We start from the raw sequence: 16,097 nt of genomic DNA on the forward strand, positions 1-16,097 counted from the left end.
TAAGCATAATAAGGAAGAAAAGTTGATTTTTTATTTCTAAAAACTGTATATTGAAGAGGAATATTCCTACATACGTAAAGGAGGGCTATTAATGAAACTAATGGAACAGCAACTGCATGAATTAGGTGGCTTGCGAGTACATATTATTCCGACTGATAAATTTAAAACAAATACCTTTGTATTTCGTTTTAAAGCACCTTTAAATGAGGAGACGGTGACAGAGCGTGCCCTATTGCCGTACGTATTGCAAAGTGCGACAGAAAAACTGCCTTCTGTAATTCGTCTTCGTCAATATTTAGAAGAATTATATGGATCTTCTTTAGCGGTAGATGTAAGTAAAAAAGGGGAAGACCATATCATCTCTATTTATGTAGACATTGCAAATGAAACATATTTACGCGATGCACCACCGTTATTTGAAAAAGCGCTTTCTATGTTATCTGATATTGTTTTACATCCAGCGACAGAAGGGGACGGTTTTCTATCTTCTATTGTAGAAAGTGAGAAACGAGCACTCTTGCAACGAATTGAAGCTACTTATGATGATAAAATGCGTTATGCAAACGAGCGTTTAATTGCAGAAATGTGCAAAGTAGAACCATATCGCTTAAGTGCAAATGGAAAAAAAGAAAGTGTTGCTTCTATTACAAATGAAAGTTTGTATCAATATTATCAAAAAGTGTTAGCTGAAGATGAAATGGATTTATATATCATTGGTGATATTTCAGAAGATGCTGTGGGGCTTGTAAATAAGTATTTTTCGATTTCACCTCGCGCTATGAAAGAGAGAAATGTACTTCTTCATAAACGAAATAATGAAGAAAAAGAAATTGTTGAAAAACAAGAACTAAAGCAAAGTAAATTAAATATCGGCTATCGCACATTCATTACGTATAAAGATGAAGATTATTTTGCATTACAATTGTTTAACGGATTATTTGGAGGGTTTTCTCATTCGAAGTTATTCGTAAATGTCCGTGAAAAAAATAGTTTAGCGTACTATGCAGCATCGAGATTTGAAAGTCATAAAGGTTTGCTCTTCGTTATGTCTGGAATTGAAGCGAAGAACTTTGAAAAAGCTGTTGAAATTATTAAAGAACAGATGAAAGCAATGCAAAGCGGTGATTTTTCAGAGGAAGAGATTCAGCAAACGAAAAGTGTAATTCAAAATCAAATCTTAGAGGCAATTGATACACCACGTGGTTTTGTTGAAATGCTTTATCACGGGGTGATTTCAGAGCGTACGCGTCCAGTTGAAGAATGGCTAACGGGCATAGAAAGCGTGACGAAAGAAGAGATTGTGAAAGTTGCTAATAATATTGAACTAGATACAATTTACTTTTTACATGGAACGGAGGGAGAATAAATGGAGAAAATTGTGTATGAGCAATTAAAAGAGACGCTATATTATGAAAAACTTCCGAATGGATTAGACGTATATATCTTACCGAAACAAGGCTTCAATAAAACATTTGCAACATTTACGACGAAGTACGGTTCTGTTGATAATACATTTGTACCGCTTGGAAAAGAAGACATGACTCGTGTACCAGATGGAATTGCTCATTTCCTTGAGCATAAATTGTTTGAAAAAGAGGACCATGACGCGTTTCAATTGTTTAGTAAACAAGGTGCTTCAGCGAACGCTTTTACATCTTTTACAAGAACCGCTTATCTCTTTTCCTGTACATCAAATGTAGAGAGAAATTTAAATACACTGTTAGACTTTGTACAAGAACCGTATTTCTCTGAAAAAACGGTTGAAAAAGAAAAAGGTATTATCGGTCAAGAAATTCAAATGTACCAAGATAACCCAGACTGGCGTTTATACTTTGGATTAATCGATAGTTTGTTTGTGAAACATCCAATTAAAATTGATATTGCAGGGACGATTGAGTCTATTAGTAAGATTACAAAAGACCTACTGTATGAATGTTATGAGACTTTTTACCATCCGAGCAACATGTTATTATTTGTTGTTGGAGCGATTGATCCTGAAAAAACAATGGATTTAGTTCGTGAAAATCAAGCGAAAAAAGATTACGAAAATCAACCAGAAATCGTTCGCTCTTTTGAAGAGGAACCAGAAGAAGTAAATGAAAAGAAAAAGATTATTTCAATGCCTGTTCAAACTCCAAAATGTTTAGTTGGTATTAAGGCAACGAATTTAAAAGAAAAAGGGCAAGCTCTGTTAAAACAAGAAATTGCGCTTACATTACTTTTAGATTATTTATTTGGAAAAGGGTCAGTTCATTACGAATCTTTATATAATGAAGGTCTTATTGATGATTCGTTCTCGTATGACTATACAGAAGAAAATAACTTCGGTTTTGCAATGGTTGGTGGAGATACGAAGCACCCTGATGAATTGGCAGAGCGATTAAAAGGTATTTTACTACAAACGAATTATGATCAGTTAGATGAGACTGCGCTGGAACGGGTGAAGAAAAAGAAAATTGGTGGATTTTTACGATCGTTGAATTCACCTGAATATATTGCAAATCAGTTTACACGATATGCGTTTAATGAATCTAGTTTATTTGATGCTCTTACAGTGTTAGAAGGATTAACTGTTCAAGACCTACAACAAGCAGCAAAAACATTATTAGTTGAAGAGAAAATGAGTGTCTGCCAAGTGTTACCAAAAAAATGAAGTAATATGTGAATAAAAAACGCAGTATCTATATCCCTCATCTAACGTTTGGTTATTGCCAAATGGTAAGATGAGGGTATTATTTATTTATACATAAAAAGATAAGAGAGGGAATTTATGAAAAAGTATGCATTAGTAACTGGAGGAAGCGGAGGGATTGGCTCTGCTATTTCGAAGCAGTTAATGGAGGATGGTTATACAGTCTATATTCATTACAATAAAAACGAAGAGAAGATAAGGGGGTTACAAAAGGAGTTTGATGCAGTGATTCCTGTGCAAGCAAATTTAGCTTCTATCGATGGAGCAGAGAAATTGTGGGGACAAATCGAACATCCTATTGATGTTATTGTATACGCAGCTGGAAAGAGTATATTTGGATTAGTAACGGATGTTACGAATGAAGAATTAGATTATATGGTGGAGCTTCAAGTGAAGAGTGTATATAGACTTTTATCGATGGCGCTTCCACCGATGATCGGGCGGAGAAGTGGTAATGTTGTTGTTATTTCATCCATTTGGGGGCAAATAGGAGCGTCTTGTGAGGTGCTGTACTCAATGGTGAAAGGTGCACAAAATTCATATGTGAAGGCTTTAGCGAAAGAAGTTTCTCTAAGTGGATTGCGCGTTAATGCGGTAGCGCCAGGTGCGATCGAAACAGAAATGTTAAATGTATTTTCAGAAGATGATAAAAATGAAATTGCTGAAGATATTCCATTAGGTAGAATAGGACTACCCGAAGAGGTAGCAAAAACAGTCTCCTTCCTCGTTTCGCCAGGAGCTTCTTATATTACGGGGCAAATTATCGGAGTGAATGGCGGTTGGCATTGCTAAAAAATTCTTACATAAAAAACAAGAAATTGTACAAATTAAGCATGATTCTATTACTAAAATAGTGAGGTGCTTAAACATGTCAGTGTTAGATAATTTTGATCAGTGGAAGAGCTTTTTAGGAGAACGTTTAGAACAAGCGGGGGGAAAAGGGCTTGATGGTGGTGCCGTATCAGATATGGCATTTCGTGTTGGTGATTATTTAGCAAATGAAGTAGAAGCGCGCAACGATCAAGAAAAATTATTGTCTGAGCTTTGGAAAGTTGCTGATGAACAAGAGCAACATACAATTGCAAATTTAATGGTGAAGTTTGTACAACATAAGTAAAAGTAGAGAGGAGCTTCTCCTCTCTACTTTTTTTGTATAGTAATTAGGAGGAATAGATTATACATTTAGCTTCCCTATTAAGGTGAAATCATATAATATAGTACGTAGGTGTAAAGTAAGCGTAGGGGAGTGATCTTGGATGATTGAATGGTATTTTGAATATGAAATACATAAAAACCGACCTGGCTTACTTGGTGACGTTTCTTCGTTAATCGGTATGCTTGGCATCAATATTGTCACAATTAATGGTGTAGATAATGCACGACGTGGACTTTTGCTTATGTGTGATAATCAAGAACAAATCTCTAGACTTGAATCAATTTTAAATACGATGGATAATATAACGGTAACGAAATATCGTCCGCCAAAGCTTAGAGATAAGCTAGCAGTTAGACATGGTAGGTACATACAACGAGATGCAGATGATAAGAAAACATTTCGATTTGTGCGTGATGAATTAGGATTGCTTGTAGACTTTATGGCGGAGATAATGAAAAAAGAAGGTCATAAATTAATTGGGATACGAGGAATGCCTCGTGTCGGAAAAACAGAATCTATTGTTGCCGCAAGTGTTTGTGCAAATAAGAGATGGTTATTCGTATCATCTACTCTCATTAAGCAAACTGTTCGTAGCCAATTGATTGAAGATGAGTATAGCGACGATAATATTTTCATACTAGATGGAATTGTGTCGACAAAGCGTGCAAATGAAAGACACTGGCAGCTCGTTCGTGAAATCATGAGATTGCCTGCAACGAAAGTTGTGGAACATCCGGATGTGTTTGTGAGTCAGTCAGAATACACATTGGATGATTTTGATTATATTATCGAATTGCGTAACGATTATGATGAAGAAATTCAATATAATTTAGTAGATGAAATTGAGCAAGGTACGCAAAACAATTTCTCTATGTTCGACTTTTAAAGAAATATTGAGGTGTTAGTAGTGACGGAATTAGGACAAAAGCTGACAGAAGCAAGAGAAGCGAAAGGCTTATCTATTGATCAGCTGCATGAGATTACAAAAATTCAAAAACGCCATTTAGTAGCGATTGAAGAAGGCAATTATGATGTGTTGCCAGGAGCTTTTTATGCGCGTGCATTCATTAAACAATATGCAGATGCTGTTGGATTAAATGGAGAGGAACTGCTTGTGGAATATCAGAGTACGATACCACAGTCTGAAAAACGTGAAGTTCCACAAGTATCAACTGGACAAAAAACACAAGAAACAATGCAAAAATCTTCATCATGGCCAATTGCGGATCATATGCCCAAAATTTTGATTGCGTTGTTAGTAATCGCATTTGGAGTGGTAGTCTGGTTTGTTATTCAAGCGTTAACTGGAAAAGATGATAGGCAAGTTCAAAATGCTCAAAGTGAGAAAATTGAGGTTCAAAAAGCAAAAAATTCTCCGTTAGATACGAAGAAAGATGAAGCGAAAGCGGAAGAACCAAAAAAAGAAGAACCAAAGAAAGAAGAGCAACCAGCGCAACCAGCGCAACCAGCGCAACCAGCGCAACCAACTGGACAACAAGAAGTGAAGGTAGTTGGAACGAGTGGTAAGGTATCTACTTTGGAAATTCATAATAATAAAACATTAGAACTGGAAATTTCAGCGAAGGGTGCAAGCTATGTAGATGTTAAAGATGATGCGGGTAACGAAATTCTAAACACTACAGTACAAAGTGGTCAAACAGAAAAACGTGATTTATCAACAGTAAAAGAAGTGCGGCTTAATATTGGAAGTGCACCGAATGTTGAAATTAAACTGAATGGCCAAGTGGTTACTTTCCCATTAGATCCAGCAAAAGAATATCACCAAAGATTGGTGATAAAAAACCAAGGGATAGGGCAAGCTGCGCAATAACAGTCATCGCTTCGATGACTTTTTTCAATGAACAAATGTTTTTGACATGATGGAGGAATAGCTGTGAATTTACCAAATAAAATTACAATATCTAGAATCTTCTTAATTCCAATTTTTATGGTAATTATGTTAGCGCCCTTTGAGTGGGGCTCATTTATAATTGGTGATGTAGAGTTACCAATTCAACATTTAGTAGGGGCACTTATCTTTATTATTGCTTCGGCTACAGATTGGATTGATGGACATTATGCAAGAAAGTATAATCTTGTAACGAATTTAGGGAAATTCCTTGACCCGTTAGCAGATAAATTACTTGTTTCGGCAGCACTTATCACATTGGTAGAAATGCAATATGTACCTGCTTGGATCGTTATTGTAATTATAAGCCGTGAGTTTGCAGTAACAGGTTTACGCCTTGTACTTGCTGGGACAGGAGAAGTAGTTGCAGCAAATCAGCTAGGGAAAATTAAGACATGGACACAAATTATTGCGATTGCAGCATACTTATTACATGATGTACCGTTAAATCTACTTCATATTCCAGTTGCAGATATTTTCATATGGATTGCGTTATTCTTTACCGTTATTTCAGGATGGGATTATTTCTGGAAAAATAAAGATGCTTTTGTAAACTCAAAATAGAAGTTTATGGGGGAATTGGGATGAATGCTGAAATTATTGCGGTTGGAACGGAATTATTACTTGGACAAATTGCAAATACAAATGCCCAGTTTTTATCTGAAAAGTTAGCTTCAATCGGAATTAACGTGTACTACCATACTGTTGTTGGGGATAATAACAAGCGATTACAGAAGGCAATTGAATTGGCTGAAGAACGAGCTGATATGCTCATTTTCACAGGTGGATTAGGACCGACAAAAGATGATTTAACGAAAGAAACAATAGCGTCTAGTTTAGATGAAGAGCTTGTGTATGATGAAAAGGCATTAACATCGATAAGCGATTATTTTAAGCGTACAGGCCGTGAATTTACGGAGAATAATAAAAAGCAGGCGCTCGTTTTAAATGGATCGACTGTATTTGCGAATGATCACGGTATGGCGCCTGGTATGGGGTTAAATAAGAACGGAAAAGTTTATATTTTATTACCAGGACCACCAAAAGAAATGAAGCCGATGTATATAAGTTACGTAGAGCCTTTTTTATGTAAGTTTACAACGGGGGAAAATATTTATTCTCGTGTTCTTCGTTTTTTTGGTATTGGGGAATCTCAATTAGAGGTGAAAGTTCAAGATTTAATTGATGGACAAACGAACCCAACCATTGCACCACTTGCAAATGATGGAGAAGTGACATTACGTTTAACTGCCAAACATCATGATGCTGATGAGGCGGAGAAACTGATTCAGCATGTGGAAGATTTGATTTTAGAAAGAGTAGGAGAATTTTTCTACGGATATGACCAAGATTTCCTTCATTACAAGGCAATAAGGCTATTGAAGGAAAAAGGGTTAACTTTAGCGTGTGCAGAAAGTTTAACAGGTGGTCTTTTTGGAAATCAAGTAACAGAAAATGCTGGTGTTTCGTCTGTATTTAAAGGCGGTGTCATTTGTTATCAAAATGATGTGAAGCAACAAATTTTACATGTACCTGAAGAAGTGTTACGTACTGATGGCGCGGTTAGTAAACAGTGTGCTCGCTATCTTGCTGAAAATGTAAAGGAACTGTTAAAAGCAGATATCGGAATTAGTTTCACTGGGGTGGCAGGACCGGATGCTTCAGAGCATAAAGAACCAGGAACAGTATTTATTGGATTGGTGATTAAAGATGAACCAGCTGTAGTCTTCTCGCTTAATTTAAGTGGAAGTCGTCAACAAATTAGAGAACGCTCTACAAAATATGGATTTTATCATTTATTTAAAAAGCTAGAAGAGATATAAATTTCTTCTAGTTTTTTTTGTTGGAAAACCTAGTTTTATTCGATATAAAATAAAAAAACGAATAAATGTTCGATTTTTGTTGGCAAATTGAATTGAAAATAGGTATAATAAGATTAGCAATTTAGTTAAGGAGGAATTTTGAATGAGCGATCGTCAAGCGGCATTAGATATGGCGTTAAAACAAATAGAGAAGCAATTCGGTAAAGGTTCAATTATGAAATTAGGAGAACAAGCGGAGCGTAGAATTTCTACAATTTCAAGTGGTTCTTTAGCACTTGATGTGGCACTAGGGGTAGGCGGATACCCACGTGGCCGTGTTATTGAAATTTATGGACCTGAAAGTTCAGGTAAAACAACAGTTTCATTACACGCAATCGCGGAAGTACAGCGTCAGGGTGGACAAGCAGCGTTCATTGATGCGGAGCATGCAATGGATCCTGTATATGCACAAAAATTAGGTGTTAACATAGATGAATTACTATTATCACAGCCTGATACAGGGGAGCAAGGACTAGAAATCGCAGAAGCACTTGTACGAAGTGGAGCGGTTGATATTATCGTAATTGACTCTGTGGCAGCTCTTGTACCGAAAGCTGAGATCGAAGGGGACATGGGTGACTCTCACGTTGGTTTACAAGCACGTTTAATGTCACAAGCACTTCGTAAACTTTCAGGTGCAATCAACAAATCAAAAACAATCGCAATCTTTATCAACCAAATTCGTGAAAAAGTTGGGGTTATGTTCGGGAACCCAGAAACAACTCCAGGTGGTCGTGCGTTGAAATTCTATTCAACTGTCCGTCTTGAAGTACGTCGTGCTGAGCAGTTAAAGCAAGGTAACGATATTGTTGGTAATAAAACGAAAGTAAAAGTAGTTAAAAATAAAGTAGCACCGCCATTCCGTGTTGCTGAAGTTGATATTATGTACGGAGAAGGTATTTCAAGAGAAGGTGAAATCTTAGATATGGCTTCTGAACTTGATATCGTTCAAAAGAGCGGTGCTTGGTACTCTTATAATGAAGAACGCTTAGGACAAGGTCGTGAAAATTCGAAGCAATTCTTAAAAGAGAATACGGATTTAAGAGAGGAAATTGCCTTCTTTGTTCGTGAACATCACGGAATTGGTGAAAACTCTGGTGTTGAAGACACGGAAGACTCAACTCGTCAAGATTAAAAAATAAAAGACACGGTCCCGTGTCTTTTATTTTTTAATCCACTATGAAAGCGTTATATATAGCTGGAGATAAAATATTTATTCTATCCAAAAGGCTATGTGTAAAGGGGAATATTCATATATTTTAAGTGAATGAATTGGGATTTTCTAAGGTTTTCCAGGATAATATGCCGTCTGTTTTTTAAATCCATATAAGATTCAGGGCTGAAGGTAAAGAAAGTAAAAGTAGACAACGCTTGACAATGAAAATTGCGATAGATACAATGAGAATGTATATTTTTTCTTATATACGATATACTCTTCTCAAGAAGAGAAGTAATATTCGGAGTAAGACTTAAATCTTGCCGAAATAATAATATGACATTTTAATTGTGAAATGAAGAAAGTCCCTTAAAAAAGCGGGACGACGGTCTTTGCTGTACGTTGTAATTCAATGTACATGCCGACAGTCTTTTTTCATTCATAGCAAGGGGAGGTGAAATCATGAGTAGTACAGTTTGGATACTCATCTCCATTTTGCTTGCAACAGTCGGTGCAGTTGTTGGCTTTTTTGTTCGAAAGTCTATTGCTGAAGCGAAGATTAATGGTGCAGCTAATGAAGCAAAACGTATTCTAGACGAAGCGAATCGTGATGCTGAAGCACTTAAGAAAGAAGCGCTTTTAGAAGCAAAGGATGAAATTCATACACTTCGTACAGAAGCTGAATTAGAAATTCGTGACCGTAGAAGCGAATTACAAAAACAAGAAAATCGTTTAATGCAAAAAGAAGAGAACCTTGATCGTAAAGACGAAACGCTCGATAAGCGCGAGCAACAGTTAGAAAAGAAAGAGGAATCTCTTGTAGCGAAACAACAACAGATTGAAGAGTTGGAAAGCAAAGTGGGAGAGTTAGTTCAAAAGCAACAAACAGAATTAGAGCGCATTTCCAATCTGACCCGCGAACAAGCGAAAGCAATTATTCTTGGTAAAGTGGAAAGTGAAGTTTCTCATGAAATTGCCGTTATGGTAAAAGAAAGTGAAGTTCGCGCGAAAGAAGAAGCGGATAAGAAGGCAAAAGAGATTTTATCTCTTGCAATGCAAAGATGTGCAGCTGATCATGTTGCTGAAACAACCGTTTCGGTTGTAAATCTTCCAAATGACGAAATGAAGGGACGTATTATCGGACGTGAAGGTCGTAACATTCGTACGTTAGAAACGTTAACAGGTATTGACCTTATTATCGATGATACACCAGAAGCTGTAATTCTATCTGGATTTGACCCGATTCGTCGTGAAACAGCTCGTATCGCTCTTGATAAACTAGTACAGGACGGACGTATTCACCCAGCGCGTATTGAAGAGATGGTCGAAAAATCAAGACGTGAAGTGGACGAGTATATTCGTGAAGTCGGAGAGCAAACAACGTTTGAAGTGGGTGTTCATGGCTTACATCCAGATTTAATTAAAATTTTAGGTCGTTTAAAATACCGTACAAGTTACGGACAAAACGTCTTAAAACACTCTATGGAAGTTGCATACTTAACTGGACTTATGGCAGCGGAGCTTGGTGAGGATGAAAAACTAGCAAGACGTGCTGGTCTATTACATGATATCGGAAAAGCAATCGATCATGAAGTAGAAGGTAGCCACGTTGAAATTGGTGTTGAACTCGCAACGAAATATAAAGAGCATCCTGTTGTAATAAACAGTATCGCATCTCACCATGGTGACACAGAACCAACTTCTATCATTGCAGTTCTAGTTGCTGCAGCAGATGCATTATCAGCTGCAAGACCGGGAGCTCGTAGTGAAACGCTTGAGAATTACATTCGTCGTCTTGAAAAGTTAGAAGAAATTTCAGAGTCTTATGAAGGCGTAGAAAAATCTTTCGCAATTCAAGCAGGACGTGAAGTTCGTATTCTGGTAAAACCAGATACAATTGATGATTTAGAAGCTCATCGTTTAGCTCGTGATATTCGAAAACGTATTGAAAATGAACTGGATTATCCAGGACATATTAAAGTAACTGTTATTCGTGAAACACGTGCAGTGGAATACGCAAAATAAAGTGGTGAAACACCACTTTATTTTTTTGTGTTGGAATTGGGTAAAATAAAGAAAATTATTTATGAGCAGTATGCAAGTGAAAGAAACTTATAATAGATAAATTGTAACTGTTGTAAGGAAATAGCTTTAAGGTTATAGTATGGTAATAAAAAATGTAGTACATAGAAAGGGTAAGACATATGAGAATATTATTTGTTGGGGATGTAGTAGGATCTCCTGGTAGAGACATGATTCAACAGTACGTACCGGCATTAAAGAAGAAATATACACCGACAGTAACAATTATTAATGGAGAAAATGCTGCGGGTGGACGTGGAATTACGGAAAAAATATATCGAAACTTTTTAGAGTGCGGGGCACAAGCGGTTACGCTTGGAAACCACGCTTGGGATAACCGTGAAGTATTTGAATTTATCGATGATGCAAAATATCTTGCAAGACCAGCTAACTTCCCAGAAGGAACGCCGGGAAAAGGGCTTATCTTTGTAAATTGTAATGGAACAGAAGTTGCAGTTATTAACTTACAAGGACGTACTTTCCTTCCTCCAATTGATTGTCCATTCCGTAAAGTGGATGAGTTAATCAGTATTGCAAAAAAACGTACAAACATTATCTTTGTTGATTTTCATGCTGAAACAACAAGTGAGAAGCAGGCGTTAGGTTGGTATGTAGACGGTCGTGCTACAGCGGTAGTAGGTACACATACACACGTTCCTACAGCTGATAATCGTATTTTACCAAGCGGAACAGCTTATATTACAGATGTTGGTATGACAGGCCCATATGATGGGATTTTAGGTATGGATCGCGAAGCGGTATTGAAGAAGTTTTTAACGAACTTACCAGTGCGTTTTGAAGTGACGAATGGTAGAACACAATTAAGTGCAGTGTTAATTGATGTGGATCCTAATACAGGGAAAGCAAAGAAAATTGAGCGCATTTTAATTAATGATGACCAGCCATTTTTTGACTGATTTTTAACAGAAAGTTAGAGAATTCGTTATATTTTAATTTTTTAGAAAAATTACAGAAATTTAGCAGGAATACGTGCCATTCCTCGTGAATATAAGTTAAAGTGAAATAATTGCTATTACTTTTTATAGAAACGAGGAGGAAACGCGGAATGGAAATATTAAAAGTTAAAGCAACTTCGGTCCCTAATTCTGTAGCTGGTGCACTTGCAGGTGTTATTCGCGAACGCGGAACAGCGGAAATTCAAGCTATTGGTGCAGGTGCATTGAACCAAGCGGTAAAGGCAGTAGCAATTGCAAGAGGATTTGTAGCGCCTAGCGGTTTGGACTTGATTTGTATCCCAGCGTTTACAGATATTATGATTGATGGTGAAGAGCGTACAGCGATAAAATTAATTGTAGAACCTCGTTAAGTTGAAACAACCTGTTTGCATGTATGCAAACAGGTTGTTTTTGTAATGGAGGAATGAAAATGAAAATTTTTGATGCACATTGCGATGTACTCTTTCAGTTATGGAGTGCAAAGGGAAAAAAAGACTTTCAAAACGATTCACAATTACATATTACATTTGAACAATTAATGAAAAGAAAAGGAAGTATACAATGCTTTGCTATATATATACCAGAAACAGTAGCGTATGAAAAGCGTTTTGAAGTTGCGCTGCAAATGATAGATATTTTTCATAATGAAATTCTATCGCTACCAGGAATGAAGTTTATTCAGACAAAAAACGATATTAACATGCTAAAACAGGACGAGATTGGAGCATTATTAACATTAGAAGGATGCGAAGCAATTGGAAAAGAAGCGATGAAATTACGTTTGTTTTATCGCTTAGGTGTACGTTCCTTTGGATTGACATGGAACTATGCCAATCTGTTAGCTGATGGAGCGCTAGAGGCACGTGGAGCAGGTTTAACTACATTTGGTAGACAAGTTGTACAAGAACTTAATACGTTACATTTATGGACCGATGTGTCTCACTTAAATGAAAGAAGCTTTTGGGATGTTATTGAAATTGCTAAAAACCCAATTGCATCTCATTCAAACTGTTATCAACTTTGTGGGCATCCACGCAATTTAACCGATGAACAAATAAGAGCCCTTATAAAGAAAAATAGCATTATTGGTATTACTTTCGTACCGCAGTTTTTAACGAATGAAAGACAAGCGAATATAGCAGATATATTAAGGCATGTGGAATATATTTGTTCATTAGGTGGAGAAAAAAATATAGGATTCGGTTCTGATTTTGATGGGATTTTAGAAACTGTTGTAGGTGTAGAAGTATATAGGGATTATGAAAATATAATGAATCAACTGTATAAAAAGTATAATGAATCAACTGTAGAGCGATTTTTGTATAAAAATTTTGTTGACTGTATAACGTTCTAAAGAATATGTTTTAAAGATTCAGAAAAATTAAAATAAATTCACTTGAATTTATTGATTTTTTTAAGACCTAATACTAGAATGGTAAACGAAATAGCATTATACTAAAGATTCAGGGAAAACAGAAGAGGCATAATTTGCGTCCATTGTAGTTTATTTGCATAAAAAATGCTAAACTAATACTGTAAAAAAATACACTACAATGAATGCAGCCAAAAGGGGTGTAGGAGATGATTAGTCAACTTTCATGGAAAGTTGGAGGCCAACAAGGTGAAGGAATTGAAAGTACAGGGGAAATCTTCTGTATTGCATTAAACCGATTAGGATATTACCTATACGGTTACCGCCACTTCTCATCACGTATTAAAGGCGGCCATACAAATAATAAAATTCGTGTAAGTACAACAGAAGTACGCGCGATCTCAGATGATTTAGATATTTTAATTGCTTTTGATCAAGAAACAATTGATTTTAACTTCCACGAACTACGTCCGGGCGGAATTGTAGTTGCGGATGCGAAATTTAATCCGACAATACCTGATAATACAGATGTAAATCTATATGTGATACCGTTTACAGATATCGCTTCAGAATTAGGCACATCTTTAATGAAAAATATGGTTGCTGTTGGGGCATCTAGTGCGGTATTAGGATTAGACGAAACAGCTTATTTAGAGGTTGTTGAAGAAATCTTTGGTCGTAAAGGAGAGCAAGTCGTTCAAAAGAATATGGAAGCAATTAAACGCGGCTCTCAATACATGAAAGAATTGCTTGGTGAGAAAGTAAACATGATGCAACTTGAAAAAGCTGACGGTAAGAAACGCATGTTTATGATTGGAAACGACGCAATCGCATTTGGTGCGGTAACTGGTGGCGCTCGCTTTATGTCTGCATATCCAATCACACCTGCATCTGAAATTATGGAATATTTAATTAAAAAGTTACCGAAAGTCGGCGGAACAGTAATCCAAACTGAGGATGAAATCGCAGCTTGTACAATGGCGATCGGTGCAAACTACGCTGGTGTTCGTACATTAACAGCATCTGCTGGCCCTGGTCTTTCTTTAATGATGGAAGCAATTGGTTTAGCAGGTATTACTGAAACACCGCTAGTTATCATTGATACACAACGCGGTGGTCCAAGTACGGGCTTACCAACAAAACAAGAGCAGTCTGACTTAATGGCTATGATTTACGGAACACATGGTGAAATTCCGAAGATCGTAATGGCGCCAAGTACAGTTGAAGAAGCTTTCTATGATATTGTAGAAGCGTTTAACTTAGCAGAAGAATATCAAGTGCCTGTTATTTTCTTAACAGATTTACAGCTTTCTTTAGGAAAGCAAACAGTAGAACCACTTAAGTTAGATAAAGTGGAAATTCGTCGTGGTAAGCTTGATTTAGAAGTAGAATTACCAGAACGTGAAAATAAAGCATACTTCAAGCGTTATGAAGTAACAGAAGATGGAATTTCACCACGTGTTTTACCTGGTATGAAAAATGGTATTCACCATGTTACAGGTGTAGAACATGATGAAACGGGTAAACCATCTGAATCAGCGTTAAATCGTAAAGATCAAATGGACAAACGTTTCCGTAAAATGGCGAATTTACAGTTTAATACCCCTATTTACAAAAATGCTAAGCATGATGACGCAGACGTATTGTTAGTAGGCTTTAACTCAACTCGTGGTGCGATCGAAGAGGCAATGCAGCGTTTAGAACAAGAAGGAATGAAAGTAAACCATGCCCATGTACGTTTAATTCATCCGTTCCCAACAGCTGAAATCGATCCACTTGTGAAAAAAGCGAAGCGTGTTGTAGTAGTAGAAAACAATGCAACTGGTCAGCTTGCTAACATTATGAAAATGAATCTTGGCAATGGTGAGAAAATTTCTAGTCTTTTAAAATACGATGGAAATCCATTCTTGCCGAAAGAGATTTACAACGAATGTAAAAAAGGGGTTGTATTAAATGGCAACATTTAAGGACTTTCGTAACAGTGTAAAACCAAACTGGTGCCCAGGTTGCGGAGACTTCTCGGTGCAGGCTGCGATTCAGCGTGCGGCAGCTAACGTTGGTTTAAATCCAGATGAGCTAGCTGTTATTTCTGGTATCGGCTGTTCCGGTCGTATTTCAGGGTATATTAATTCATATGGTTTGCATAGTATTCACGGACGTGCTCTTCCAATTGCACAAGGTGTGAAAATGGCAAATCGTGATTTAACAGTTATTGCATCCGGTGGTGACGGTGATGGTTTTGCGATTGGTATGGGACATACAATCCATTCTATTCGTCGTAACATTGATATTACGTACATCGTAATGGATAACCAAATTTACGGATTAACAAAAGGTCAAACTTCACCACGTAGTGAAGCTGGATTTAAAACGAAAAGTACACCACAAGGTTCAATTGAACCATCACTAAATGTTATGGAAATGGCTTTAACAGCTGGTGCGACATTTGTGGCGCAAAGCTTTTCAAGTGATTTAAAAGAATTAACGCAAATTATTGAAGCTGGTATTAACCATAAAGGCTTTTCATTAATTAATGTATTTAGTCCATGTGTTACTTACAATAAAGTAAATACTTATGATTGGTTTAAAGAGAATTTAACGAAACTAAGTACAGTAGAAGGATATGATCCATCTAACCGCATGATGGCTATGCAAACATTAATGGAAAAGAACGGGTTAGTAACAGGTTTAATTTATCAAAACACAAAGCAGCCTTCTTACCAAGAGCTTGTAAAAGACTATAGTGAAAAACCTTTAGTGCAAGCTGATTTGAATATGGATCAGAAAATGTTTGATGAGCTTGTTGCTGAATTTATGTAATGATCGGAGAGAAGGTTGCCGCTTGGTAACCTTCTTTTTGAGTGAATAAAAATAATTAATAGATTTGTTTACTTAGAAAATTCAGAATGATA

The 16,097-nt window shown here is 36.7% G+C and carries 15 protein-coding genes; all 15 read left to right on the plus strand.

Translation table 11 applies throughout. The features are described 5' to 3' along the window. Positions 1-91: 91 nt before the first annotated feature. The 15 genes from yfmF to CQ058_RS26810 all read left to right on the plus strand — a co-directional run bounded on the left by yfmF (position 92) and on the right by CQ058_RS26810 (position 16,005). On the plus strand, positions 92-1,366 hold the full coding sequence (gene yfmF / locus CQ058_RS26740) for an EF-P 5-aminopentanol modification-associated protein YfmF (protein ID WP_002190489.1): 1,275 nt from the start codon (positions 92-94) through the stop codon (positions 1,364-1,366). Further along, positions 1,367-2,653: an EF-P 5-aminopentanol modification-associated protein YfmH gene (gene yfmH / locus CQ058_RS26745; protein WP_002190488.1), complete on the plus strand. Its 1,287-nt coding sequence runs from the start codon at positions 1,367-1,369 to the stop codon at positions 2,651-2,653. A gap of 117 nt (positions 2,654-2,770) precedes the next feature. Then, positions 2,771-3,484 (plus strand): elongation factor P 5-aminopentanone reductase, encoded by a 714-nt coding sequence (ymfI, locus tag CQ058_RS26750; RefSeq protein WP_002190487.1) that lies wholly within the window; start codon positions 2,771-2,773, stop codon positions 3,482-3,484. Positions 3,485-3,560: 76 nt separating this feature from the next. Then, entirely contained in the window at positions 3,561-3,809 is a 249-nt protein-coding gene (locus tag CQ058_RS26755) for a DUF3243 domain-containing protein (protein WP_000114449.1), read from the plus strand. A gap of 139 nt (positions 3,810-3,948) precedes the next feature. After that, on the plus strand, positions 3,949-4,734 hold the full coding sequence (locus CQ058_RS26760) for a DUF3388 domain-containing protein (protein WP_000574107.1): 786 nt from the start codon (positions 3,949-3,951) through the stop codon (positions 4,732-4,734). Positions 4,735-4,755: 21 nt separating this feature from the next. Then, complete coding sequence (locus CQ058_RS26765) at positions 4,756-5,679, plus strand: helix-turn-helix domain-containing protein (RefSeq protein WP_105590064.1); 924 nt, start codon at positions 4,756-4,758, stop codon at positions 5,677-5,679. Between the two features lie 63 nt (positions 5,680-5,742). After that, positions 5,743-6,321, plus strand: coding sequence for a CDP-diacylglycerol--glycerol-3-phosphate 3-phosphatidyltransferase (gene pgsA / locus CQ058_RS26770; protein WP_002014596.1), 579 nt, complete (start codon positions 5,743-5,745; stop codon positions 6,319-6,321). Positions 6,322-6,341: 20 nt separating this feature from the next. Then, entirely contained in the window at positions 6,342-7,580 is a 1,239-nt protein-coding gene (locus CQ058_RS26775) for a competence/damage-inducible protein A (RefSeq protein ID WP_002190485.1), read from the plus strand. Positions 7,581-7,722: 142 nt separating this feature from the next. After that, on the plus strand, positions 7,723-8,754 hold the full coding sequence (gene recA, locus CQ058_RS26780) for a recombinase RecA (protein ID WP_002014599.1): 1,032 nt from the start codon (positions 7,723-7,725) through the stop codon (positions 8,752-8,754). A gap of 483 nt (positions 8,755-9,237) precedes the next feature. Beyond that, entirely contained in the window at positions 9,238-10,800 is a 1,563-nt protein-coding gene (gene rny, locus CQ058_RS26785) for a ribonuclease Y (RefSeq protein WP_002111330.1), read from the plus strand. A 179-nt stretch (positions 10,801-10,979) separates the two neighbouring features. Then, positions 10,980-11,774 (plus strand): TIGR00282 family metallophosphoesterase, encoded by a 795-nt coding sequence (locus tag CQ058_RS26790; protein WP_002014601.1) that lies wholly within the window; start codon positions 10,980-10,982, stop codon positions 11,772-11,774. Positions 11,775-11,923: 149 nt separating this feature from the next. Further along, the gene (gene spoVS / locus CQ058_RS26795) at positions 11,924-12,184 is read left to right on the plus strand and encodes a stage V sporulation protein SpoVS (protein ID WP_000404341.1); all 261 of its coding nucleotides are present in this window, start codon (positions 11,924-11,926) and stop codon (positions 12,182-12,184) included. A 59-nt stretch (positions 12,185-12,243) separates the two neighbouring features. Further along, positions 12,244-13,167, plus strand: a complete 924-nt coding sequence (locus tag CQ058_RS26800) for a dipeptidase (protein ID WP_002190484.1) — start codon at positions 12,244-12,246, stop codon at positions 13,165-13,167. 227 nt (positions 13,168-13,394) lie between these two features. Beyond that, positions 13,395-15,152 carry a 2-oxoacid:acceptor oxidoreductase subunit alpha gene (locus tag CQ058_RS26805; protein WP_002014603.1) on the plus strand — a complete coding sequence of 586 codons (1,758 nt, stop codon included), beginning with the start codon at positions 13,395-13,397 and terminating at the stop codon, positions 15,150-15,152. Beyond that, positions 15,139-16,005, plus strand: a complete 867-nt coding sequence (locus CQ058_RS26810) for a 2-oxoacid:ferredoxin oxidoreductase subunit beta (protein ID WP_002088040.1) — start codon at positions 15,139-15,141, stop codon at positions 16,003-16,005. The genes CQ058_RS26805 and CQ058_RS26810 overlap by 14 nt, the downstream gene beginning before the upstream one ends. Positions 16,006-16,097 lie beyond the last annotated feature (92 nt).

The organism is Bacillus sp. MYb56, from assembly GCF_002976445.1.
Lineage (GTDB): Bacteria > Bacillota > Bacilli > Bacillales > Bacillaceae_G > Bacillus_A > Bacillus_A mycoides.

Excerpts from the sequence above, each read along its gene's own strand:
- yfmF (WP_002190489.1), top strand. The coding sequence starts at position 92 with ATGAAACTAATGGAACAGCAACTGCATGAATTAGGTGGCTTGCGAGTA.
- yfmH (WP_002190488.1), top strand. The coding sequence starts at position 1,367 with ATGGAGAAAATTGTGTATGAGCAATTAAAAGAGACGCTATATTATGAA.
- ymfI (WP_002190487.1), top strand. The coding sequence starts at position 2,771 with ATGAAAAAGTATGCATTAGTAACTGGAGGAAGCGGAGGGATTGGCTCT.
- CQ058_RS26755 (WP_000114449.1), top strand. The coding sequence starts at position 3,561 with ATGTCAGTGTTAGATAATTTTGATCAGTGGAAGAGCTTTTTAGGAGAA.
- CQ058_RS26760 (WP_000574107.1), top strand. The coding sequence starts at position 3,949 with ATGATTGAATGGTATTTTGAATATGAAATACATAAAAACCGACCTGGC.
- CQ058_RS26775 (WP_002190485.1), top strand. The coding sequence starts at position 6,342 with ATGAATGCTGAAATTATTGCGGTTGGAACGGAATTATTACTTGGACAA.
- recA (WP_002014599.1), top strand. The coding sequence starts at position 7,723 with ATGAGCGATCGTCAAGCGGCATTAGATATGGCGTTAAAACAAATAGAG.
- rny (WP_002111330.1), top strand. The coding sequence starts at position 9,238 with ATGAGTAGTACAGTTTGGATACTCATCTCCATTTTGCTTGCAACAGTC.
- CQ058_RS26790 (WP_002014601.1), top strand. The coding sequence starts at position 10,980 with ATGAGAATATTATTTGTTGGGGATGTAGTAGGATCTCCTGGTAGAGAC.
- spoVS (WP_000404341.1), top strand. The coding sequence starts at position 11,924 with ATGGAAATATTAAAAGTTAAAGCAACTTCGGTCCCTAATTCTGTAGCT.
- CQ058_RS26800 (WP_002190484.1), top strand. The coding sequence starts at position 12,244 with ATGAAAATTTTTGATGCACATTGCGATGTACTCTTTCAGTTATGGAGT.
- CQ058_RS26805 (WP_002014603.1), top strand. The coding sequence starts at position 13,395 with ATGATTAGTCAACTTTCATGGAAAGTTGGAGGCCAACAAGGTGAAGGA.
- CQ058_RS26810 (WP_002088040.1), top strand. The coding sequence starts at position 15,139 with ATGGCAACATTTAAGGACTTTCGTAACAGTGTAAAACCAAACTGGTGC.